We start from the raw sequence: 22,035 nt of genomic DNA, 5'->3' as shown, positions 1-22,035 counted from the left end.
GCAATCGCTCCCGCCCTCTCTCTTTCCCCAATTGCTACCTGACGGCGGCTGAGCAACCTCGCGCGAGGTTGCTCAGCCGCCGTCAGGTAGTTCTGATGGGTGGACGGGCACTTGTCCAGGGACGGGTTCGCGATTAGATTATGAGCAGTTGAGACTCTCTTCCGAGAACCGCCGATGGAGGTGGACCGTCCGCCATGGATTCGACGCTGCTACTCGAAGACGCCTATCAGCGCGCCGTTCGACGCGCACATGAGCGTCTGGCCGGACCGTCGGACACGAGCCTCCACACCCACTCGTCAGGTCCTGGGGTGCGCACCTCGGTACTGGAATCGTGGGATCGGTCTCTGACCCGGCTGCGTGACCCCGACAGCGTGCAGGTCCGGGTGGCGTTCGAAACCGACCGACTCGCCGAGGTGCGGCGACGTCATCCCTTCCACGCGATCATGCCGCTGCTGCGGTCTCACCTCATCGAACCTGCCAAGGACGCCGGACTGCTCGCCGCTCTCGGCGACGAACAGGGTCGACTGCTGTGGGTTGAGGGGGAGCGGGGCGTGCGCAACCGTGCCGAAGCCATGGGATTCGTCTCCGGTTCTGACTGGTCAGAAGAGGTCATGGGCACCTCCGCTCCGGCGCTGGCGCTGCGTTCGGGCCGACCCGTGCAGGTCAGCCGGGCCGAGCACTTCGCGCCCGACGTTCACTCCTGGAGCTGCAGTGCAGTTCCCGTCACGCACCCGCTGACCGGACACGTCATCGGCATCATCGACGTCACCGGGGGAGACGACGCCGTGTCCTCCATCGTGCTGCCCCTGCTGTCCTCGACGGCGAAGGCCGCAGGTGCCCAGCTGTCCCAGCTCTTCACCCCGCAGCAGATGCACACCGGCACCGAGGCGGCCGGAACCAGACTGACTGTGCTCGGTCCCAGCCCCGCTCTGGTCGGTCCCGGCGGGACCCGGATCGCCTTGACCCGCCGCCATGCCGAGATTCTTCTCCTGCTCCACCGGTTTCATGAGGGCATCAGAGGTGCCGGGCTCGTGGAGCGGTTGTGGGCGGTCGGCGGCAGCGAAGTCACGGTCCGGGCGGAGATCAATCGTCTGCGCAGAACGATCGGCAGCCTCGGCGATCTGCGCATCGAAGCCCGACCCTACCGACTGTGCGGGGACGTCGATTCGGATCTCGACCGGACCGTTCAGGCTCTGGCGAGCGGAGACGCGGATTCGGCCCTCGAGCAGTACACGGGAACCGTGCTGCCGGACTCCGAAGCGCCGGGAGTGCGCGAGATCGGAGCGGAGGTCGATGCGCTCATGCGGGAGACCCTGCTGCAGGACGGGACCTGGCAGCAGCTGTGGCGGTTTGCGAACCTGCCGGACTTCCGCGACGACGTTGAAGTGCTCATGACCGTGCTGCGCCTCGCCCCTCCCGAGGCCGCCGAACGCAATGCCGCGGTCGTGCGTCTGGAGGCGCTGGGCCTCTGACTCCGGCGAACCCGCTGCGGTTCGGTGTCTGAGGCGGTGCGGCCGCCTCGGCGATGTGATGCAACCCATATGCAACGTCGGACTCGGTAGCGTCGTGGTCACACGGAGACAATCCGGTGGAATCAGACGCATCAAAGGAGTTGCAATGACTGTCTACGCACAGCCTGGTCAGGACGGGTCGCTCGTCACCTTCAAGTCGCGCTACGAGAACTACATCGGCGGTCAGTGGGTGCCGCCGGTCAAGGGCAACTATTTCGAGAACCCCAGCCCGGTCACCGGCAAGGCCTTCACGGAGGTCCCGGCCGGCACTGCTGAGGACATCGAACTCGCTCTCGACGCCGCCCACAAAGCGGCTCCGGCTTGGGGCAGGACGGCGGTCGCCGAACGGGCCAACATCCTCAACAAGATCGCGGATCGCATCGAGGACAACCTCGAGATGCTCGCCGTCGCCGAAACCTGGGACAACGGCAAGGCGATCCGTGAACCTCTCAACGCAGACCTGCCGCTTGCGGTCGACCACTTCCGCTATTTCGCCGGAGCGATCCGGGCCCAGGAAGGCGGACTCTCGCAGATCGACGACGACACCGTGGCCTACCATTTCCATGAGCCGCTCGGCGTGGTCGGTCAGATCATCCCCTGGAACTTCCCGCTTCTCATGGCCACGTGGAAGCTCGCACCCGCTCTGGCCGCCGGAAACTGCGTGGTCCTCAAGCCGGCCGAGCAGACCCCGGTCTCGATCCTCGTGCTTGCCGAACTCGTCGGCGACCTGCTTCCGGAGGGCGTGCTCAACATCGTCAACGGCTTCGGTCTGGAGGCCGGCAAGCCGCTGGCGTCGAACAAACGGATCTCGAAGATCGCGTTCACGGGTGAGACCACGACCGGCCGCCTGATCATGCAGTACGCCTCGCAGAACATCATCCCGGTGACCCTGGAGCTGGGAGGCAAATCGCCGAACATCTTCTTCGAGGATGTGCTGGCCAAGGACGACTCGTTCGCGGACAAAGCCCAAGAGGGCTTCACGATGTTCGCACTCAACCAGGGTGAGGTCTGCACCTGCCCGTCCCGTGCACTCATTCAGGAATCGATCGCCGATCCCTTCCTCGAAAAGGTCGTGGCCAGGACGAAGCAGATCGTCCAGGGAAACCCGCTCGACACCGACACGATGATGGGCGCGCAGGCCTCCAACGACCAGTTCGAGAAGATCATGTCCTACCTCGACATCGGTCGTCAGGAAGGTGCCGAAGTGCTCACCGGCGGCGGCAAGGCCGAGCTGGACGGGGACCTGGCCGGCGGCTTCTACGTCCAGCCGACGATCTTCAAGGGCACGAACACGATGCGCGTCTTCCAGGAGGAGATCTTCGGACCCGTCGTCTCGGTGGCGACGTTCGCTGACTATGCCGATGCGCTGGCCACCGCCAATGACACGCTCTACGGCCTCGGTGCCGGAGTCTGGTCGCGTGATGGCAACACCGCCTACCGGGCCGGGCGTGAGATCCAGGCCGGACGCGTGTGGGTGAACAACTACCACGCCTATCCGGCGCATGCGGCCTTCGGCGGGTACAAGGCCTCGGGCATCGGTCGCGAGAACCACAAGATGATGCTCGACCACTATCAGCAGACGAAGAACCTGCTCGTCAGCTACTCGGAGAACGCCCAAGGCTTCTTCTGACCCCAATTGCTACCCGACGGCGGCCCAGCAACCTGGCGCCACGTAGCTGGGCCGCCGTCGGGTAGTTCGACCTCAAGCTCAAACCCCGCATCGTCCCATGAACCATCATCACAAAGGAGCGAATGATGTCCGCAATGAAAGCTGCAGTTGTCGAGGGCTTCGGCCAGGAACTCGTCGTCGGAGACAATGCGATTCCCGAACCCGGCCCCGGTCAGGCGCTGGTCAGACTCATCGCCTCAGGCGTCTGCCACACCGATCTCCACGCCGCACATGGTGACTGGCCGGTCAAGCCGAAGGTCCCGCTCATCCCCGGTCACGAAGGAGTCGGCATCGTCGAAAAGGTCGGCGACGGCGTCACCGATGTCGAGGTCGGCCAGATGGTCGGCAACGCGTGGCTGTGGGGCGCGTGCGGAACCTGTGAGCATTGCCGTCAGGGCTGGGAGACCCTCTGCGAATCCCAGGTCAACGGCGGCTACGGCGTCGACGGATCCTTCGGCGAATACATGCTCGTCGACACGAGGTTCGCAGCGATCATCCCCGAAGGCGCCGACCCCTATGAGATCGCCCCGGTCCTGTGCGCCGGAGTCACCGTGTACAAGGGGCTCAAACGCACCGAAGTCCAGCCGGGCCAATGGGTCGTCATCTCCGGAATCGGCGGTCTCGGACACATCGCCGTCCAATACGCCGTCGCCATGGGCATGCGCGTCGTCGCTGTCGATGTCGCCGACGACAAGCTGGCGCTGGCGAAGAAGCACGGGGCAGAGATCACCGTCAACGCCTTCGCCGAGGACCCGGCCGAGATCATCCAGGAGAAGATCGGCGGCTCCCACGGAGTCCTCGTCACCGCTGTGCACCCGGCAGCGTTCGGTCAGGCGATCGGAATGACTCGCCGAGGCGGCACCATCGTCTTCAACGGACTGCCGCCCGGTGACTTCCCGGCCCCGATCTTCGACATCGTGCTCAAGGGCCTGACGATCCGCGGTTCGATCGTCGGCACCCGGCAGGACATGGTCGAAGCGCTCGAGTTCTACGCCGCAGGCAAGATCCATCCGACGTTCACGAAGCGACCGCTCGAGGACATCAACGCGATCTTCGATGAGATGATCCACGGCAAGATCGACGGTCGCGTCGTCATCGAATACTGACGAACCAGCAACACCCGCCCCCAGAACTACCTGAAGGCGGCTCAGCAACCTCGCGCCAGGTTGCTGAGCCGCCGTCAGGTAGTGTGGGAGGGGTCTCGGTGGGTGGATTGGACTTGCCGGTACGGACTTAGCTAGACTTGAAATACCCAAGACCGTCGGTCTCTGCGGAATCATCAGGATTCGCCATCGGATCCCGATGCCCGCAGACGAAGACTCCCAGTGAGTGACCCACGCAGGTGAGCTCGAGATTCTTCCGTCGGATTCCCTATGGAATCGTCGGCCAAGCGTTTCACGCCTTCCTGCGTGGAGCGCTTTTTCTGTTGTCGGGACAGACCGGACGACTTATGAAAGGAACACCATGGCGAGGCCAGACAAGGCAGCCGCAGTCGAGGAGATCAAACAGCAGTTTGAGAACTCCGACGCTGTGTTGCTGACCGAGTACCGCGGTCTCACCGTCGCGCAGATGAAAGAGCTGCGCGTCTCTCTCGGTGAGAACGTCAGCTACGCCGTGGTAAAGAACACGCTGACCAAGATTGCAGCCAAGGAAGCCGGAGTCACCGGTCTCGATGAGCACCTCAATGGGCCCACCGCGATCGCGTTCGTCAACGGCGAACCACCTGAGGCTGCCAAGGCTCTGCGTAACTTTGCCAAGGCGAACGACAAGCTCGTGGTGAAGGGCGGCTACTTCGATGGAGCCGCACTCAGCCCCGAACAGGTCAACCAGCTCGCCGACCTCGAATCCCGCGAAGTGCTGCTTGCAAAGGCAGCCGGTGCCATGAAGGCAAGCCTCCACCAGGCGGCTTACCTCTTCACCGCTCCGCTGGTCAAGGCCGTGCGCACTGTCGATGCCCTCCGCGAGAAGCAGGACGACGCTCCTGCTTCCGACGCCTGAGCATCACCCCAAACCCAATCGGTCACCGACCGTGACCAAAACAGGAAGGACTAGCCACCATGGCTAAGCTCACCACCGACGAGCTCCTCGACGCTTTCAAGGAGCTCACCCTCATCGAACTGTCCGACTTCGTCAAGAAGTTCGAAGAAGAGTTCGACGTCGAGGCTGCCGCTCCGGCCGCCGCCGTCGCCGTTGCCCCTGCCGCCGGTGGCGGAGAGGCCGCTGCTGAAGAGCAGACCGAATTCGACGTCATCCTCGAATCGGCCGGCGAGAAGAAGGTTCCCGTCATCAAGGAAGTTCGTGGACTCACCTCCCTCGGACTCAAAGAAGCCAAGGACCTCGTCGACGGAGCCCCCAAGGCCGTGCTCGAAGGCGCTTCGAAGGAAGACGCCGAGAAGGCCAAGGAGACCCTCGAGGCTGCCGGCGCCACCGTCACCCTCAAGTGATCTTCTTCGCAGCATCCTGACTGCTGCCTAGGCTTCGAACCCCCACAGTCCGCTGTGGGGGTTCTTCGCATCCCGCACCGAGGCGGCCCATCCCGCACCGAGGCGGCCCACTTCGGGTCCCCGGCGACCCACTTCGGGTCCCCGGCGGCCCACCGTGTCGGCTCGCATCCCCGAGTGTGACCGATTCGGAACACCACCCGACAGAGGCCGGGCAGAAGCTGAACTATCCTTGACTGGTGACTGAGACGACGAGCTACGCCCGCGCACAACAGCAGCTGCGCGACCGCATCCGCGGCACCTGGGCGCGGCGTCCCCTCTATATCGATGAGATCATCAGGCCCGGACTGACGGCGAACCAACTCGCCTCCATCAGGCACGCCCCGAAGCAGACCGAAGACACCGGCCTCACTCATTTCCTCGCCATCGTCCCCGGCCTCCAGAGCATGGGCTACGGAGACTGGGCGAAGTTCACCTCCGATTTCGCATTCGCCATGCACGAGGAGTCAGCAGAGGAGCAGACTCTCGTCCTCTTCAGCGAAGGCGAGACCTCCGCCCGCTCGTTCGCCTACCTCGTCACCGACAACGGGCCCGTCGTCCCCTCGGGTGCTCCGGAACTGATGCGGTCCCGCAGCGACGACTTCCTCCCCGTCGAACTCGCCGTCCTCTACTATCTGCAGGTTCTCGTCGCCGCCGCCCACGGCACCGAACCTCCGCCGGCGCCGGATTTCGACACCCGCGACCCTGGTTCTCGCAGCGAGGACTACATCGAACGCTTCGGCCTCGACAACGCCGACCCCGACACACTCGTCTTCGGTGCGACGGCCGCCGCGGCCCTCGGCGCGACCGTGTGGCTGCTGCGCCGTCGCAATCGGTATTCCTGGCGAACCGATCTGACCACAGAACCTGAACTGGTCAGGGCCCGGAACCTGTAGACCGCCGTCGCCGAGGCGGTCGCACCGATCCCCGAACCCGACCATCCCGATGACGCGACGTGGGCCCTGTACGACCGGGGCAGACGAATCCAGGATGCTCTGGCGATCCTGACGAAGGTTCACCCGGACTGGGCCGAAGACGCCGACTTCTCCCACCGCAACGGAGTCTTCGTCCTCGTCACCCTCGACCGCTGGGTGCGCCGACAGCTGCGCAGACGCTCGACTTCAGCAGAGGACGAACCGCGCTTCTGCTTCCTCTTCCCACACCATCGCAGAGGCATCGACGACTATGTGCTCAAACAGTCCGGCCGCAGCCTCACCGTGGCGCTGTGCGCCGACTGCCGGCAGGAGCTGGACGCCGGCCACGACCCGGAACGACTGATGGTGCCCAAGCGCCCCGGCTCCACCCGCGCAGTCCCGTACTTCCAGCGCTCGGACGCCTACGCACTCTCCGGTTTCGGCAGCTTCCAACATCTCGACGAGGCGGTGCTGGACGAAATGAGCCCACAGTCGTCCGCTGTCGGAAGGAGCCGATGATGGCAGCTGCCAGGCCCCCGCGACCTGCCGGTGCACTCGACTGGATCATCGCCGTCATCGCGGTCGCCGCAGTGTCGGTCGGTGCCACTCTGCTCAGCGGATTCCTCTTCGACCAGACGAAGACCGAACGCATCGAGATCGCCGACAGCGGCAGGATCGACGTCGAATCGATCTACACCGACCGCATCAAGGGCTCCACCGACCCCGACTACTACCCGTCCCGCTATCAGGCGATCGCGAAGTCGTTGGCCACAGACCCCGTCTATTTCGACGGGTACCCGGAATTCGACATCAAGGACGAAGAGATCACAGCGATCAGGACCGTCGTCGCCGATGCCGATACCCCCATCTTCGTGGCCTTCCTCAACGCCTCCGACCTCGACGACGCCGACGGCGACCTCGACCTGCTGGCGGCCCGGATCGTCAACGAGATGGACGACGCCGAGGCGGCCGTGCTGACCGTCGACGCCACCGGACTCATGGGAGTCGGTGAGAAAGGGGTGCACCGCCCCGCGATGTCCTACCTGAGCGGTGAGTACGAAGACACCGACTCCCGCAATGCTCTGACCGGTGTCGAACAGCTCCGCTCCGCGGAGACCGTCGACCTCGCCTCAAGCCATTCGTACAAGCACGACGACAACGGCAGCCCGCTGCCGGTCAGACCGGAATCCGCGACCGCTCCCCACGACCTCGAGTACAGCACCGGCGGCGCCGTGGCCGGCGCCGTCATCGGCATCATCGTCGGCGGGGGAGCCGGAATCGGAATCCACTTCGTCCGCCGCGCTCTGAAGAAACGGACAGCGAAACAGTGACTCAACAGGCTCAGAAGATCGCCGAGGCGCTAACGACCGACCCCGTCTACGTGACGAACAGCGCGAAGGGTGAGGTCAATGAGACGCTCCTGCAGAAGGCGGATGAGAAGATCGACTCCCTCGACTTCGATGTCTTCGTCATCGTCACCGGTGAGGCAGGAGCCGACCCGGAGCTGCTCGAACAGATCAAGGTCTTCAACGGCGGCGAAGGCTCCTTCATCAAGATCGACACGAGCACGGATCTCGCCGTGGACTACTCCTTCGGCGACGACTTCGACCAGCACACTCAGGCGATGGAGCAGCTGTCCGCCGGCCGCGAGCAGTGGAGCTACAGCACGCCGTCGGTGACGAAGCTCAACATGCTCCTCGACCTCTACGCCGACCCACGGGAAGCCCCGAAGCACGAAAGCGGGCAGGAGGCACCGGGCAGCGAAGTGCAGACGGTCGACGGATCCAGCTCGACGGCGACACTGTTCCTCGGGGGAGCCGTTCTGGTCCTGGCGCTTGTCATCGCCGTCATCTGGTTCGCACGCTCTCGGCGGGAACGATTGAGCGCCGCGCGCACCCGCCGCCGGTTCGAACTGCCCGCACGGCTGCTCGAGCGGGTCGATGACCTGCAGCGGAAGACACTTCGGGAAGGTCTCAGCGAGGACACCACGGAGCTGGCCGCCGAGATCACGCAGCTGCAGACCCAGGACCTCAGCAGCGCCGACGCCGAAGGGGTGGAGCGTGCACTCGACGCCTACCAGATGGCCAGAACCATCGTCGGTGACGCAGAGGCCGAACGCATCGACCTCGCCGGAGCCATGGTGCTGCTGCGCCAGGCCGGTCGCGAGATCGCCGAGGTGAAGCTGCACAGATCGGCCAAGCGCGGGATTCGAACACGGAAGGCCGGCAGCACACGGGCCTCCGGCTCGACGAGGTCAGCACAGACCAAGGGGCTCCCGCAGAGCCTGTGCACGGTCAACCCCGTTACCTTTTAACTAGCCCCACCATCCGTCAGGATAGAAGGGGTCGCTGGCCTGAGGACCCCGGCATGATTTATACCCCCAGTCACCCATGATCCGGGGGGTGTTGTCACCGGGGTTCGAAGGCACCAGGGAAATCGCTGATAGGGGCCAGAACCACTGGCAGAACCCATGCCTTGAGCCCGACCGTAACGTGGATGCCGAACCTTGGAGCCACCCAGCACTACCGGCCAGCCGAACCACAACCACTATCCGGTCACATGAGTCGAAGAAGATGAGTGACATGATCACCAACCACGCTGACATCGACGTATTCATCGGCATCGATGTCGGCAAACACAACCACCACGCCGTCGCGGTGGATCGCGACGGAAAACAACTGTTATCGAAGGCGCTGCCGCAGAACGAAACGAAACTGAAGACCCTGCTCACCCGGCTTTCCAAGCACGGAACCTTACTCGTCATCGTCGACCAGCCCGCCACGATCGGGGCCCTACCAGTCGCGGTCGCCCAAGCCGAAGGCATCATGGTCGCCTACCTGCCGGGGTTGGCGATGCGCCGCATCGCCGACCTACACCCTGGTGAGGCGAAGACCGACGCCCGCGATGCCAGCATCATCGCTGACGCGGCCCGAACCATGCCCCACACCCTGCGGGACATCCGGGTTGCCGACGAGAACGTCGCCGAACTGTCCATGCTGTGCGGCTACGACGATGACCTCGCGAAACAAGCCACCGCGACGTCGAATCGCATCCGCGGGCTACTCACTCAGATCCACCCCGGATTAGAGACCGTGATCGGTCCCCACTTGGATCATCCGGCCATGCTGGCCCTGCTGGCGAAATACCCGACACCGAAAGCACTGCGGCATGCCGGCAAACACCGTGTCGAGACTCTGCTGCGTAAGCAGGCACCCAGGGCGTGGAAGAGGTGGGCGGCAGCGATCTTCACTGCCATGGACGGTCAGACGGTGGTGGTGTCGGGCACCGACGCCGCCGGCCTCGTGCTGCCCCAGTTGGCGACGTCGTTGGCGCAGACGCGGTCGTCACGCGATGACGTGCTCGCCCGGATCGAGGAGCTGGTTGAGGCGCATCCGCTTTTCGAGCTCCTGACGTCGATGCCGGCAGTCGGCGTCAGGACAGCGGCGAGGATCCTGACCGAGGTCGTGGGTAAGGACTTCGAATCAGCCGGACACCTCGCATCCTATGCGGGACTGGCACCGGTGACGTGGCGGTCAGGAACCTCGATCCGCGGGGATCATTCCTCGCGTCGGGGCAACAAGATCCTCAAACGAGCGTTGTTCTTGTCCGCGTTCGCGGCGTTGAAGGACCCGTTGTCGAGGGCGTATTACGACAAGAAACGTGCCGAGCACAAGAAACACAACCAAGCCCTGATCGCGTTAGCGCGCAGGCGCTGCAACGTGCTGTACGCGATGTTGCGTGATGGTGCCTATTTCCACGCACCCGAGCAGGTGACTGCGGCCTGAACCGTTCTGCAGCGAAGTACCTGATCAGTCTGGGAAACAGTTCTCGGACCGATCACCCCTGCCCTTCGAGTCTTCCCAAATATTCTTGAAGAATCTGGGCGCTACCCCTTGACTTAAAACATAGGGGCACCCCCTCCACGGAGAAGCACGGTCGACGACGCTGGTGAGCACGGAGCGCAAGGGCCATCTGGCCGGAAGGAGCGTCCGCGTACCCGTGTGCGACAGCTGCCTGTCGGATCTGCACGCCGACCGCGAGCTGCAGTGGATCTTCGACGGCGACCGCCCCTACGTCGAGGGCGGCAGCGTCTGGGCGCAGACGCTGTTCGGCGCCATCGGCGGCGATCTCGTCACCGCCCTGCATCGGCGAGGAACCTGATATGTGGATTTACTTGTCAAGGGGCAGAATAATGTTTTCCCGGATCGGTTTCCGCTGGCGTCCAGGATGGTAAGAGTGCCACCGCGGTCAGGGGCGAGGTTCAGACGCGTCGTTGTCGACAAGCATTGTCAGCCTGATATTCGGGGGTTGGTTACCCCATGACGATTATTCGAACCGGAGCATCCCGTTGTCTAGAATCGAGCGTCACCGCACCTTCTGGCGGGGTTGCCCATAGGTCAAACTCGGATCAGCTCCTGATGCTGCCTCGAACCGTCGCCCCTGCCGCGGGGCACGATCATCGTGAACTTACCCCATCTGGGCCTCCTGCCCCTCGGGGCCAGTCACGTTCATCTGTAAGGGTGCGGCCACCGACCAGCACCACCCTGCAAGCTCTCGGGCAACTGCGGTGTTCGCCTTGACCCGACGCTTCTTCCGAGCATCGAAGTTCGCCCATACCCGGTGCAATCGTTGATTGCCCTCGATCGCACGAACTCGGGTCGCAGCATCGACTTTGTCGAACTGTCGCAACAGGCGCGCCCCGGGTCGCGAGTACGGGCGGGCGTGTGACCACGCGGCCTCGATGAGCAGCTTCCTCGCATACGTGTTCCCGGCCTTCGTGATCGCTCCCTGCGACCGCGACTGCCCACTCGAGTGCTCCGACGGGGTCAGACCCAGATACGACCCGATCGTGGCCCCGGTGAATCGCGTCCAGTCGCCGATCTCGACCGCCAGCCCGAACCCAGTCGTGATTGAGATTCCTCGAAAACACATCAGAGCATCGATGATCGGTGTTTCCTCGGCTTCGGCGACCAGATCGGCAATCGTCGCATCGAGACGTCTGACATGGGCCATCAGCAAAGTCTCGGTCTCGAGCTCCGCAGACAACGCTTGCTGCGATGCGGCTGGCTCGAGTCGTTGTCGAGCCAACCAGTCGTGATGAACCTGAGTCCACTTCGTGTCCTTGGGATACCGCAACCCGTGACGGAGGATCATCGCGTTGATCCGCTGCCGGGCATGCGTCAGATCGAGCACAGCGCGTTGCCTGGCCCGGGAGACATCCCGGAGTCCTTCCTGACCGATCGGCGGGACGCGGACCGCGGTGATCTCACCCAACGACAGCATCCTCGCCAACCCCAGGGCATCACGCTGATCGGTCTTGACGCGGTCTCCCGGGGCCCGCAGCAGTTTCGACGGTGCCGCGACCGTGCAGGTGATTCCCTGATCTGTGAGGTCGCGGGCGAGTCCGTATCCCGTTGGGCCGGCTTCATACGTGACCGCGGTGTCGTCGCCGTGGGCCTTGATCCACGAGATCACCGTGGGGTTATCGGCTGGCATCGTTGCCTGGTCGATTTCGCCGGTGTCAGCGTTCAGTGCTGCCGCGGTCACGGTTTTCGCGTGAACGTCTAATCCGATGAAGGTAGTCTTGAGCATGTCGGGACCTCCAAAAGCTCAAATGTGGCTCTACCAGTACACACCCGAAACCGGTGTTCCCGGTAGGACGGTGGTGGAGTCTGGGCAACCCACGATTCCTTTGATGCACGGAGGCCCCGGCCCCGCCCTTACCTCATATTGTCTAGCCCCGGCCGCTCACACCAGCCGGACCTCCCGCGGTATCGCCCGGTCGTGCTCACCCGGCATGGAGCGGGCGGGCAGGGCCACCTCGGCGTCTCCCTGATCGACCATCAGCCCCTCGATATCGGCGAGCTGCCGGGTGAGGAAATCACGGTCCACATGGATCCCATGTCCGGGAACGAATGTCTTCGCTTCGGGAAACGACACCAGAGTGCGCAGGCTCGAGGCCCATTCGCTCAGGGCGGCGTCGGCACCGGCCTGCGGGGGAGCGGCCTCCTCGACGAGGTCGCCGGTGAAGACGATGCCGAGCTCGGGCAGCCGGACGACGAGGTCGGCCGTCGAATGCCCGCCGAGGACATGGAATTCGACCGGGCAGTCGCCGAGGTCGAGGTGCCACACATCACCGGGCGACGGATCGACAGGCGAGACCTCGACGATGAGGCCGCCGGGATCGTCGGGGAGACTCACCCGGTAGTCATCCGGGAAGTCGCCGCCCGCGACCCCGTCGAGAGCGATCCAGGCCGTGGCCTCCTGATCGGCGGCGAATGACGACGACGCGTACACGGCGGTGACGCCGGCGGACACGGCCGCGGCGGCACCGAAGAAATGATCCCAATGATCATGGGTGATCGCGAGGCCGATTGCGCGCCGTTGACCTTCGCCGATCTCCTCGCCGAGGCGGCCCGCCCGCTCCACCAGATGTGCGGCGGCCGCGGGGCCGGGCCCTGCATCGACGAGCAGGATTTGATCGGTGCCGACGATGATTCCGCAGTTGACCGCGGCAGGATCGAAGCTGAGAACATTCACTCGTGTCATGCCCGCAGTCTAGAATGTCTGGCATCGCCTGTCGCGCGACGAAGCGCACGACGGTCCGTCTGCGGTCCGCCCGGCGATGCCGTCGAGTGAGGGAAGGCGTGGAGAACCCGGATGGAGATCACGCGGATCCGCGCGGGCACGCAGGCTCCTGCCGATATCGATGCGATTCTGCCTGAGATCCTCGCCTTCGACCTCGAGATCAATCGGGCAGCAGGGCTGGGGGAGGACTTCGATCCGATTCCCGACGAGGTGCGTCACTCACTGACCAGCACGAGCGAGTACCGGACATCTGTGATCTGGCTCGGCCGCATCGACGGGGCGGTCGTGGCCAAAGGTGTGGCCGAACTCCGCCTGGACAGCAACACCGACACCGCGGAGGTCTGGATCGGCGTGCACCCGGACCACCGCCGTCGCGGACTGGGTGCCGCAATGCTGACGGTCATGGAGAACGATCTGCGGGCAGAGGGCCGGACAGCGCTGTCGAGCTACTGTGAGATTCCGCAGTCTGTCAGGAATGCCGATCTGCGCGGTGCCCATCTGGCCGCAGAGACCGGTGCGGGGTCGCTGCCGGTCGCTCTGCCCGAGGTGACTTTCCTCAGCAGCCGCGGCTACGAGCTCGCTCAGATCGAACGGTGCTCGGTCGCTCCGACCGCAGCCGCGGCCGAACTCGACCTCGGCACAGACGCCGACGACTACGTCATCGAGACATGGCGAGGGCCGGTCCCGGAACATCGGCAGGAGCACATCGCTCTGCTCAAGCGTCGGCTGAGCACCGACGTGCCGGGAGCGGCGAAGTTCGGGGGAGAGGAGAGCTGGGACGGAGAGCGCGTGAGGGCCCTCGACGCAGAGAAGAAGGCGAAGGGCGAATCCATGGCCACGGCACTCGCCCTCCTCGGCGGGGAGCCGGCAGGATACACGCAGGTCGGGCACTCGACCGACAGGCCGACCGTGGGGTGGCAGGGCGGAACCTTGGTGCTGAGGGAGCATCGCGGGCACCGCCTCGGTGCGCGTCTCAAGGTCGCCAATCATCGCAGCCTCGCGGCGAACTCGGCGGTCGAGCGCATCTACACGTGGAATGCGGTGGAGAACAGGTGGATGCTGGCGATCAACGATCAGGCGGGATTCGCCACCTGGGCGTGGGTGGGACTGTGGACGAAGAGCTTGCGCTGAAACCGTCTTGCGAGACTTGACCAGATGCTATAAGCTTGATATTTGCATCGTTCTGCCTGTGGTGTGCCTTCATATAGCGGTGGGCACAGCATTTCCACTCAAGTGAACCATGCCGACGCCGGGAGTCGAAATCCGACACACCCCGTGGACGTCGCCGGAGCGAGTGGGCAGACGAAGTATCAGATGGTGAAGCACTCGGAAGGAACCAATTGGCCGCCGCCAACGACAACACCAGGACCGCTAATCCCCCCAAGAGAATTTCCTTCGCGAAGATTCGCGAGCCCCTCGAGGTTCCCGATCTGCTCGGTCTGCAGACGGACAGCTTCGACTGGCTGATCGGATCGGAGGCGTGGCAGGACCGCGTCGCCGAGGCCATCGAGATCGGGGACGACTCCGTCGCAACCACCTCGGGCCTCGAAGACATCTTCGAAGAGATCTCGCCGATCGAAGACTTCGGCGGATCCATGTCGCTGTCGTTCCGCGAGCACCGGTTCGAAGCTCCCAAGTACTCGATCGATGAGTGCAAGGAACGCGATATGACCTACTCGGCGCCGCTGTACGTCACCGCCGAGTTCATGAACAACAACACGGGCGAGATCAAGAGCCAGACCGTGTTCATGGGTGACTTCCCCCTCATGACCGACAAGGGCACGTTCATCGTCAACGGCACCGAGCGTGTCGTCGTCTCCCAGCTCGTGCGTTCGCCCGGTGCCTACTTCGAATCCAGCGTCGACAAGACCACGGACAAGGACATCTTCACTGCGAAGATCATCCCGTCCCGCGGTGCCTGGCTGGAGTTCGAGGTCGACAAGCGCGACCAGGTCGGCGTTCGCCTCGACCGCAAGCGCAAGCAGTCCGTGACCGTTCTGCTCAAGGCCCTCGGCTGGTCCGAAGCGAAGATCCTCGAAGAGTTCGGCGAGTTCGAGTCGATCCGCGAGACGATGGCCAAGGACACCGTCACCACGCAGGACGAAGCGCTGCTCGACATCTACAAGAAGCTGCGCCCGGCAGAGCCCGCGACCGCTGAGGCCGCCCGCAACCTGCTCAACAACCTGTACTTCAACCCGAAGCGCTACGACCTTGCCAAGGTCGGCCGCTACAAGGTCAATCGCAAGCTCGGCGTCGAAGCCCCGCTGTCGGACTCGGTGCTCTCCACCGACGACGTCGTCGCCACCATCCGCTACCTCGTGTCGCTGCACGCCGGAGTGGACACCGCCAAGGGCACCCGCGACGGCGAAGAGGTCGAGATCAGCGTCAAGCTCGACGACATCGATCACTTCGGCAACCGCCGCATCCGCGCCGTCGGTGAGCTCATCGAGAACCAGATCCGCACCGGTCTGTCCCGCATGGAGCGCGTCGTGCGCGAGCGCATGACGACTCAGGACGTCGAAGCGATCACGCCGCAGACCCTGATCAACATCCGCCCCGTGGTGGCTGCGATCAAGGAGTTCTTCGGCACCTCGCAGCTCTCGCAGTTCATGGATCAGAACAACCCGCTCGCGGGCCTGACCCACAAGCGCCGTCTCTCCGCACTGGGACCGGGTGGTCTCTCGCGTGACCGTGCCGCCATGGAAGTCCGTGACGTGCACCCCTCGCACTACGGCCGCATGTGCCCGATCGAGACCCCCGAAGGTCCGAACATCGGTCTGATCGGTTCGCTGGCGTCCTACGCCCGCATCAACCCCTTCGGCTTCATCGAGACGCCGTACCGCAAGGTCGTCGACGGTGTCGTGACCGATGAGACGCAGTACCTGACCGCCGATGACGAACTCGAGTTCAACATCGCCCAGGCCAATGCGCCGCTGACCGAGGACCAGCGTTTCGCCGAGGTCGAGGTCCTGGCCCGTCCGAAGGGCGGCGGCGGTGAGGCCGAACTGGTCCAGCACGACCAGATCGACTTCATGGACGTCTCCGCACGGCAGATGGTGTCAGTGGCTTCTGCCCTGATCCCGTTCCTCGAGCACGACGACGCCAACCGCGCCCTCATGGGTGCGAACATGCAGCGTCAGGCCGTGCCGCTGGTGATGGCCGAATCCCCCGTCGTGGGCACCGGCATGGAATACCGTGCCGCCGTTGACGCCGGCGATGTCATCACCGCTGAGAAGTCCGGTGTCATCACCGAGGTCTCGGCCGACTTCGTCACCGTCCTCGCCGACGACGGAACCCAGCTGACCTACAAGGCTGCGAAGTTCAAGCGTTCGAACCACGGCACCTCGTACAACCAGCGCATCCTCGTCGACGAAGGCGACCGCGTCGAAGCCGGCACCGTCCTCGCCGACGGACCGTCCACCGAGAACGGTGAGATGGCTCTGGGCAAGAACCTCCTCGTGGCGTTCATGTCCTGGGAAGGCTACAACTACGAGGATGCGATCATCCTCTCCCAGCGCCTCGTCCAGGACGATGTGCTCTCCTCGATCCACATCGAGGAGCACGAGGTCGATGCCCGCGACACCAAGCTCGGTGCCGAAGAGATCACCCGGGACATCCCGAACATCTCGCCCGATGCGCTGGCCGACCTCGACGATCGTGGAATCATCCGCATCGGCGCTGAAGTCACCGACGGCGACATCCTCGTCGGCAAGGTCACCCCGAAGGGCGAGACCGAGCTGACCCCGGAGGAGCGCCTGCTGCGCGCGATCTTCGGCGAGAAGTCCCGCGAGGTCCGCGACACCTCGCTGCGCGTTCCCCACGGCGAGATCGGCACCGTCATCGGCGTGCGCGTCTTCGACCGGGAGGACGACGACGAGCTCTCGCCCGGTGTCAACCAGATGGTCCGCGTCTACGTGGCGCAGCGCCGTAAGATCACCATCGGTGACAAGATGGCCGGTCGTCACGGCAACAAGGGCGTCATCTCGACGATCCTGCCGGTCGAGGACATGCCGTTCCTCGCCGACGGCACCCCCGTCGACGTCATCCTCAACCCGCACGGTGTTCCCCGTCGTATGAACATCGGTCAGGTCTTCGAAGTCCACCTCGGATGGATCTCGAAGCAGGGCTGGAAGATCGAGGGCAGCCCCGAGTGGGCCGCCGAGCTGCCCGAGGCCGCTCGCGAAGCGGAGGCCGGCACCAACCTGGCCACCCCGGTCTTCGACGGTGCGCACGAGCAGGAGCTGCGCGGACTGCTGGATTCGACGACCCCGAACCGCGATGGGGACCGCCTCATCGACTCCTCGGGCAAGGCCCAGCTGTTCGACGGTCGCTCAGGTGAGCCGTTCCCGTACCCGATCTCGGTCGGCTACATGTACATGCTCAAGCTCCACCACCTCGTCGACGACAAGATCCACGCGCGTTCGACCGGACCGTACTCGATGATCACCCAGCAGCCTCTCGGTGGTAAGGCTCAGTTCGGTGGTCAGCGCTTCGGTGAGATGGAAGTCTGGGCCCTCGAGGCCTACGGCGCCGCCTACACCCTGCAGGAGCTTCTGACGATCAAGTCCGATGACATTCCGGGCCGTGTGAAGGTCTACGAAGCCATCGTCAAGGGTGAGAACCTGCCCGATCCGGGAATCCCCGAGTCGTTCAAGGTCCTCATCAAGGAGATGCAGTCCCTGTGCCTCAACGTCGAAGTCCTGTCTTCCGACGGAGGCCATGTCGAGATGGGCGAATCGGAGGACGAGGTCTACCGTGCCGCCGAGGAACTCGGCATCGACCTCTCCCGCCGCGAAGCACAGACCGTAGAAGAAGTCTGAGGACTTCCACTTCAACCGACACAACTTTTTGATGAACGATTCGTTCATCGCCAGGAAAGAGGATTTACGTGCCTGACGTCAATTTCTTTGATGAACTGCGCATCGGTCTTGCCACCACGGAGAACATCCGCGGCTGGTCACACGGTGAGGTGAAAAAGCCTGAGACCATCAACTACCGCACCCTGAAGCCGGAGAAGGACGGACTCTTCTGCGAGAAGATCTTCGGACCCACCCGCGACTGGGAGTGCGCCTGCGGAAAGTACAAGCGAGTCCGCTTCAAGGGCATCATCTGCGAACGCTGCGGCGTCGAAGTGACCCGTGCCAAGGTGCGTCGTGAGCGGATGGGCCACCTCGAACTCGCCGCTCCCGTGACCCACATCTGGTACTTCAAGGGTGTGCCCTCACGTCTGGGCTACCTGCTGGACCTGGCTCCGAAGGACCTCGAGAAGGTCATCTACTTCGCCGCCTACATGATCACCTCGATCGACGAGGACTCCCGTCACCGCGATCTGCCCAGCCTGCAGAACAAGATCGACGTCGAGAAGCAGCAGATCGGCACCCGCCGTGACGCCGATATCGATCGTCGTGCCAAGAAGCTCGAAGAGGATCTCGCCGCACTCGAGGCCGAAGGCGGAACCGCCCAGGCCAAGAAGAAGCTGCGCGACACCGCCGAGAAGGAAATGGACAAGCTGCGCAAGAACGCCGACCGCGAGGTCGACCGTATCGAGCAGGTGTGGGACCGGTTCAAGAACCTCAAGGTCAACGACCTCGAAGGTGACGAGAGCCTGTACCGCGAGATGTTCCACCGTTTCGGCCTGTACTTCACCGGTGCCATGGGCGCCGAAGCCATCCAGAAGCGCCTCATCGACTTCGACCTCGAAGCCGAAGCCGAGAAGCTGCGTGAGCTCATCGCCACCGGAAAGGGACAGCGCAAGACCCGTGCGCTCAAGCGCCTCAAGGTCGTCAACGCGTTCCTGACCACCGACAACAATCCTGAGGGCATGGTCCTCGACGTCGTCCCGGTGATCCCGCCGGAGCTGCGCCCGATGGTGCAGCTCGATGGCGGACGCTTCGCGACCTCGGACCTCAACGACCTCTACCGTCGTGTCATCAACCGCAACAACCGCCTCAAGCGACTGCTCGACCTCGGTGCTCCCGAGATCATCGTCAACAACGAGAAGCGGATGCTGCAGGAGGCCGTGGACTCGCTGTTCGACAACGGACGTCGCGGACGTCCGGTGACGGGACCGGGCAACCGTCCGCTGAAGTCGCTGTCGGACATGCTCAAGGGCAAGCAGGGACGTTTCCGTCAGAACCTGCTCGGAAAGCGTGTGGACTACTCGGGCCGTTCGGTCATCGTCGTCGGTCCGCAGCTGCACCTGCACCAGTGCGGTCTGCCCAAGACCATGGCCCTGGAGCTGTTCAAGCCCTTCGTGATGAAGCGTCTGGTCGATCTCAACCACGCTCAGAACATCAAGTCGGCCAAGCGCATGGTCGAGCGTCAGCACCCGCAGGTGTGGGATGTCCTCGAAGAGGTCATCACCGAACACCCGGTGCTGCTCAACCGTGCACCGACCCTGCACCGTCTCGGCATCCAGGCGTTCGAGCCGCAGCTCATCGAGGGTAAGGCCATCCAGCTGCACCCACTCGTCTGCTCGGCGTTCAACGCTGACTTCGACGGTGACCAGATGGCCGTGCACCTGCCGTTGAGCCCCGAGGCGCAGGCCGAGGCCCGCATCCTCATGCTCTCGGCCAACAACATCCTCAAGCCCTCGGACGGCAAGCCCGTGACCATGCCTTCGCAGGATATGATCATCGGTCTGTTCCACCTCACCTCCGAGCGCAAGGGACTGGCCGGCGACGGACGCGCATTCTCCGGAATGGGCGAAGCCATCATGGCCTTCGACCGTGGAGAGCTCGACCTCGGTTCGCCGATCACCATCCGCCTGGAGGACGTCGTTCCCGGTGCGGACATGGAGGTTCCCGAAGGCTGGGAGGCCGGCGATCCGCTGGACGTGCAGACCACTCTGGGTCGCGCACAGTTCAACGAGTATCTGCCTGCCGACTACTCGTTCGTGAACTCGACGATCGACAAGAAGGCTCTGAGCCGGATCGTCAACCACCTGGCCGAGGAGTACCCGAAGGTCGAGGTCGCACACACGCTGGACAACTTCAAGGCCGGCGGCTTCTACTGGGCCACACGCTCGGGCATCACCATTGCGATGTCGGACGTCGTCTCACCCGAGGCGAAGACCGAGATCATCGACGATGCCGAAGCCATCGATACGAAGGTCCAGCAGCAGTACGAACTCGGAGCACTGACCGACGACGAGCGCCGCAACGAGCTCGTCAAGCTGTGGACCGAGACGACCGAGAAGGTCGACCAGATCATGCGCACGAACTTCCCCGAAGAGAACTCGGTGCTGCGTCTGGTCGAGTCCGGTGCGTCCGGCAACTGGATGCAGGTGCGTCAGCTGGCCGGTATGCGTGGTCTGGTGACGAACCCGCAGGGTGAGATCATCCCGCGCCCGATCGTGTCGAACTACCGTGAGGGACTCGCAGTCCTCGAGTACTTCATCGCCTCGCACGGTGCTCGTAAGGGTCTGGCCGACACCGCTCTGCGTACCGCCGACTCCGGTTATCTGACCCGTCGTCTCGTCGACGTCTCGCAGGATGTCATCATCCGCGCCGCAGAGGCCGAGTCGAACAAGGGCATCACCCTGCCGATCGCCGAACGCGATCACGAGGGCAACCTGGTACCGCACGAGTACGCCGAGACCAGCGTCTACGGCCGTCTCACCGTCTCCGACGTCACCGACGCCGAGGGCACTGTGCTCCTGCCGGCCAAGTCCGATGTCACCGGCGCTGTGGTCGACATGCTCGTGGCCAACGGCATCGAGGAACTCAAGGTCCACTCCGTGCTCACCGCGGACTCCGATGCGCAGATCTCCGCCGAGCACTACGGTCGCTCGATGGCGACCGGCCAGCTCGTCGACATCGGCGAGGCCATCGGCACCGTCGCTGCCCAGTCGATCGGTGAGCCCGGCACCCAGCTGACGATGCGTACGTTCCACACCGGTGGTGCGGCCGCATCATCGGGTGATATCACGCAGGGTCTGCCGCGTGTGACCGAGCTCTTCGAAGCTCGCACACCGAAGGGCTTCGCCCCCATCGCCGAGGCGACCGGACGGGCCAAGATCGACGACAGCCGCAAGACCCGCTTCGTCATCATCACCCCCGACGACGGCAGCGAAGAGATCGAGCACGCAGTGTCCAAGCGTGCCCGTCTCATGGTCGAGGACGGCCAGCACGTCAAGGCCGGAGAGCAGCTCATCGTCGGTGCGGTCGATCCGAAGCAGGTGCTGCGTATCCGCGGTCGTCGTGAGGCCGAGCGCTTCCTCGTCGAGGAAGTCCAGAAGGTCTACCGTTCCCAGGGTGTGGGCATCCACGACAAGCACATCGAGGTCATCGTGCGGCAGATGCTGCGTCGCGTGACCGTGATCGAGTCGGGCGATACGAACCTGCTGCCCGGCGAGCTCGTCGACCGTGGCCGCTACCAGGCGGAGAACCGGCGTGTGGTCGCCGAAGGCGGCCAGCCGGCATCGGCTCGTGACGAGCTGATGGGCATCACGAAGGCTTCGCTGGCCACCGAGTCGTGGCTGTCGGCCGCGTCCTTCCAGGAGACCACCCGCGTCCTCACCGAGGCGGCCATGGAAGGCAAGTCGGACACGCTCATGGGTCTGAAGGAGAACGTCATCCTCGGTAAGCTCATCCCTGCCGGCACCGGCCTGCAGACCCACCGCAACCTCGTGGTGGAGCCGACCGAAGAGGCCAAGGCAGAGATGTTCACGAACAGCTACGGCGACTTCTACGCGGGCATCGGGGCCGATTCCGGTTCCGCCATCCCGCTGGAGGACTACGACTACGGAGCGTTCAGCTGATCTGCTGATCCGTCAGCCGTAAGGCATACATGAGGGGCATCCACCATTCGGTGGGTGCCCCTTCTGCATGACCGCAGAGGCCGAACTCGGCTTCGTACGCGAAGACAACGGC

16 protein-coding genes are annotated in these 22,035 nt (G+C 64.1%); 14 read left to right on the top strand and 2 right to left on the bottom strand.

From position 1 onward, the window contains the following. The first annotated feature begins 194 nt into the window (after window positions 1-194). The 11 genes from GUY37_RS12950 (at window position 195) to GUY37_RS12905 (ending at window position 10,735) form a co-directional block, all read left to right on the top strand. Complete coding sequence (locus GUY37_RS12950) at window positions 195-1,472, top strand: helix-turn-helix domain-containing protein (protein ID WP_166826315.1); 1,278 nt, start codon at window positions 195-197, stop codon at window positions 1,470-1,472. Window positions 1,473-1,617: 145 nt separating this feature from the next. Next, window positions 1,618-3,141, top strand: a complete 1,524-nt coding sequence (exaC, locus tag GUY37_RS12945; RefSeq protein WP_166826313.1) for an acetaldehyde dehydrogenase ExaC — start codon at window positions 1,618-1,620, stop codon at window positions 3,139-3,141. 125 nt (window positions 3,142-3,266) lie between these two features. Further along, complete coding sequence (adhP, locus tag GUY37_RS12940) at window positions 3,267-4,286, top strand: alcohol dehydrogenase AdhP (protein ID WP_166826310.1); 1,020 nt, start codon at window positions 3,267-3,269, stop codon at window positions 4,284-4,286. Between the two features lie 358 nt (window positions 4,287-4,644). Beyond that, window positions 4,645-5,178 (top strand): 50S ribosomal protein L10, encoded by a 534-nt coding sequence (gene rplJ / locus GUY37_RS12935; protein ID WP_062244493.1) that lies wholly within the window; start codon window positions 4,645-4,647, stop codon window positions 5,176-5,178. A 59-nt stretch (window positions 5,179-5,237) separates the two neighbouring features. After that, a complete protein-coding gene (gene rplL / locus GUY37_RS12930; protein ID WP_152348448.1) occupies window positions 5,238-5,624 on the top strand; it encodes a 50S ribosomal protein L7/L12 in 387 nt (128 codons plus the stop codon). Between the two features lie 236 nt (window positions 5,625-5,860). Then, window positions 5,861-6,556 carry a hypothetical protein gene (locus GUY37_RS19245; RefSeq protein ID WP_228278177.1) on the top strand — a complete coding sequence of 232 codons (696 nt, stop codon included), beginning with the start codon at window positions 5,861-5,863 and terminating at the stop codon, window positions 6,554-6,556. 195 nt (window positions 6,557-6,751) lie between these two features. After that, window positions 6,752-7,093 (top strand): hypothetical protein, encoded by a 342-nt coding sequence (locus tag GUY37_RS19240; protein WP_228278176.1) that lies wholly within the window; start codon window positions 6,752-6,754, stop codon window positions 7,091-7,093. Beyond that, the gene (locus GUY37_RS12920) at window positions 7,093-7,905 is read left to right on the top strand and encodes a hypothetical protein (protein ID WP_166826308.1); all 813 of its coding nucleotides are present in this window, start codon (window positions 7,093-7,095) and stop codon (window positions 7,903-7,905) included. The genes GUY37_RS19240 and GUY37_RS12920 overlap by 1 nt, the downstream gene beginning before the upstream one ends. Beyond that, on the top strand, window positions 7,902-8,888 hold the full coding sequence (locus GUY37_RS12915; RefSeq protein WP_166826306.1) for a hypothetical protein: 987 nt from the start codon (window positions 7,902-7,904) through the stop codon (window positions 8,886-8,888). The genes GUY37_RS12920 and GUY37_RS12915 overlap by 4 nt, the downstream gene beginning before the upstream one ends. A 268-nt stretch (window positions 8,889-9,156) precedes the next feature. After that, window positions 9,157-10,359 (top strand): IS110 family RNA-guided transposase, encoded by a 1,203-nt coding sequence (locus GUY37_RS12910; RefSeq protein WP_166829755.1) that lies wholly within the window; start codon window positions 9,157-9,159, stop codon window positions 10,357-10,359. A 163-nt stretch (window positions 10,360-10,522) separates the two neighbouring features. Further along, a complete protein-coding gene (locus tag GUY37_RS12905) occupies window positions 10,523-10,735 on the top strand; it encodes a hypothetical protein (RefSeq protein WP_228278175.1) in 213 nt (70 codons plus the stop codon). 306 nt (window positions 10,736-11,041) lie between these two features. On the opposite strand, the gene GUY37_RS12900 is transcribed toward GUY37_RS12905, so the two are convergent. Both GUY37_RS12900 and GUY37_RS12895 read right to left on the bottom strand, forming a co-directional pair. After that, entirely contained in the window at window positions 11,042-12,166 is a 1,125-nt protein-coding gene (locus GUY37_RS12900; protein WP_166826303.1) for an IS110 family RNA-guided transposase, read from the bottom strand. A 156-nt stretch (window positions 12,167-12,322) separates the two neighbouring features. Beyond that, window positions 12,323-13,123, bottom strand: a complete 801-nt coding sequence (locus tag GUY37_RS12895) for an MBL fold metallo-hydrolase (RefSeq protein WP_166826301.1) — start codon at window positions 13,121-13,123, stop codon at window positions 12,323-12,325. Window positions 13,124-13,234: 111 nt separating this feature from the next. Between GUY37_RS12895 and GUY37_RS12890 the strand changes: the two genes are divergently transcribed. The 3 genes from GUY37_RS12890 to GUY37_RS12880 all read left to right on the top strand — a co-directional run bounded on the left by GUY37_RS12890 (window position 13,235) and on the right by GUY37_RS12880 (window position 21,923). Further along, window positions 13,235-14,293, top strand: a complete 1,059-nt coding sequence (locus GUY37_RS12890) for a GNAT family N-acetyltransferase (protein WP_166826300.1) — start codon at window positions 13,235-13,237, stop codon at window positions 14,291-14,293. 209 nt (window positions 14,294-14,502) lie between these two features. Further along, window positions 14,503-17,982 (top strand): DNA-directed RNA polymerase subunit beta, encoded by a 3,480-nt coding sequence (gene rpoB / locus GUY37_RS12885; RefSeq protein ID WP_152348442.1) that lies wholly within the window; start codon window positions 14,503-14,505, stop codon window positions 17,980-17,982. 68 nt (window positions 17,983-18,050) lie between these two features. Further along, the gene (locus GUY37_RS12880) at window positions 18,051-21,923 is read left to right on the top strand and encodes a DNA-directed RNA polymerase subunit beta' (protein ID WP_166826298.1); all 3,873 of its coding nucleotides are present in this window, start codon (window positions 18,051-18,053) and stop codon (window positions 21,921-21,923) included. The last annotated feature ends 112 nt before the right edge of the window (window positions 21,924-22,035 follow it).

This window comes from Brevibacterium limosum (assembly GCF_011617705.1).
GTDB classification, from domain to species: domain Bacteria; phylum Actinomycetota; class Actinomycetes; order Actinomycetales; family Brevibacteriaceae; genus Brevibacterium; species Brevibacterium limosum.
Note: the sequence above shows the minus strand (reverse complement) of the source record. Positions and strands in the feature narration are given on the sequence as shown.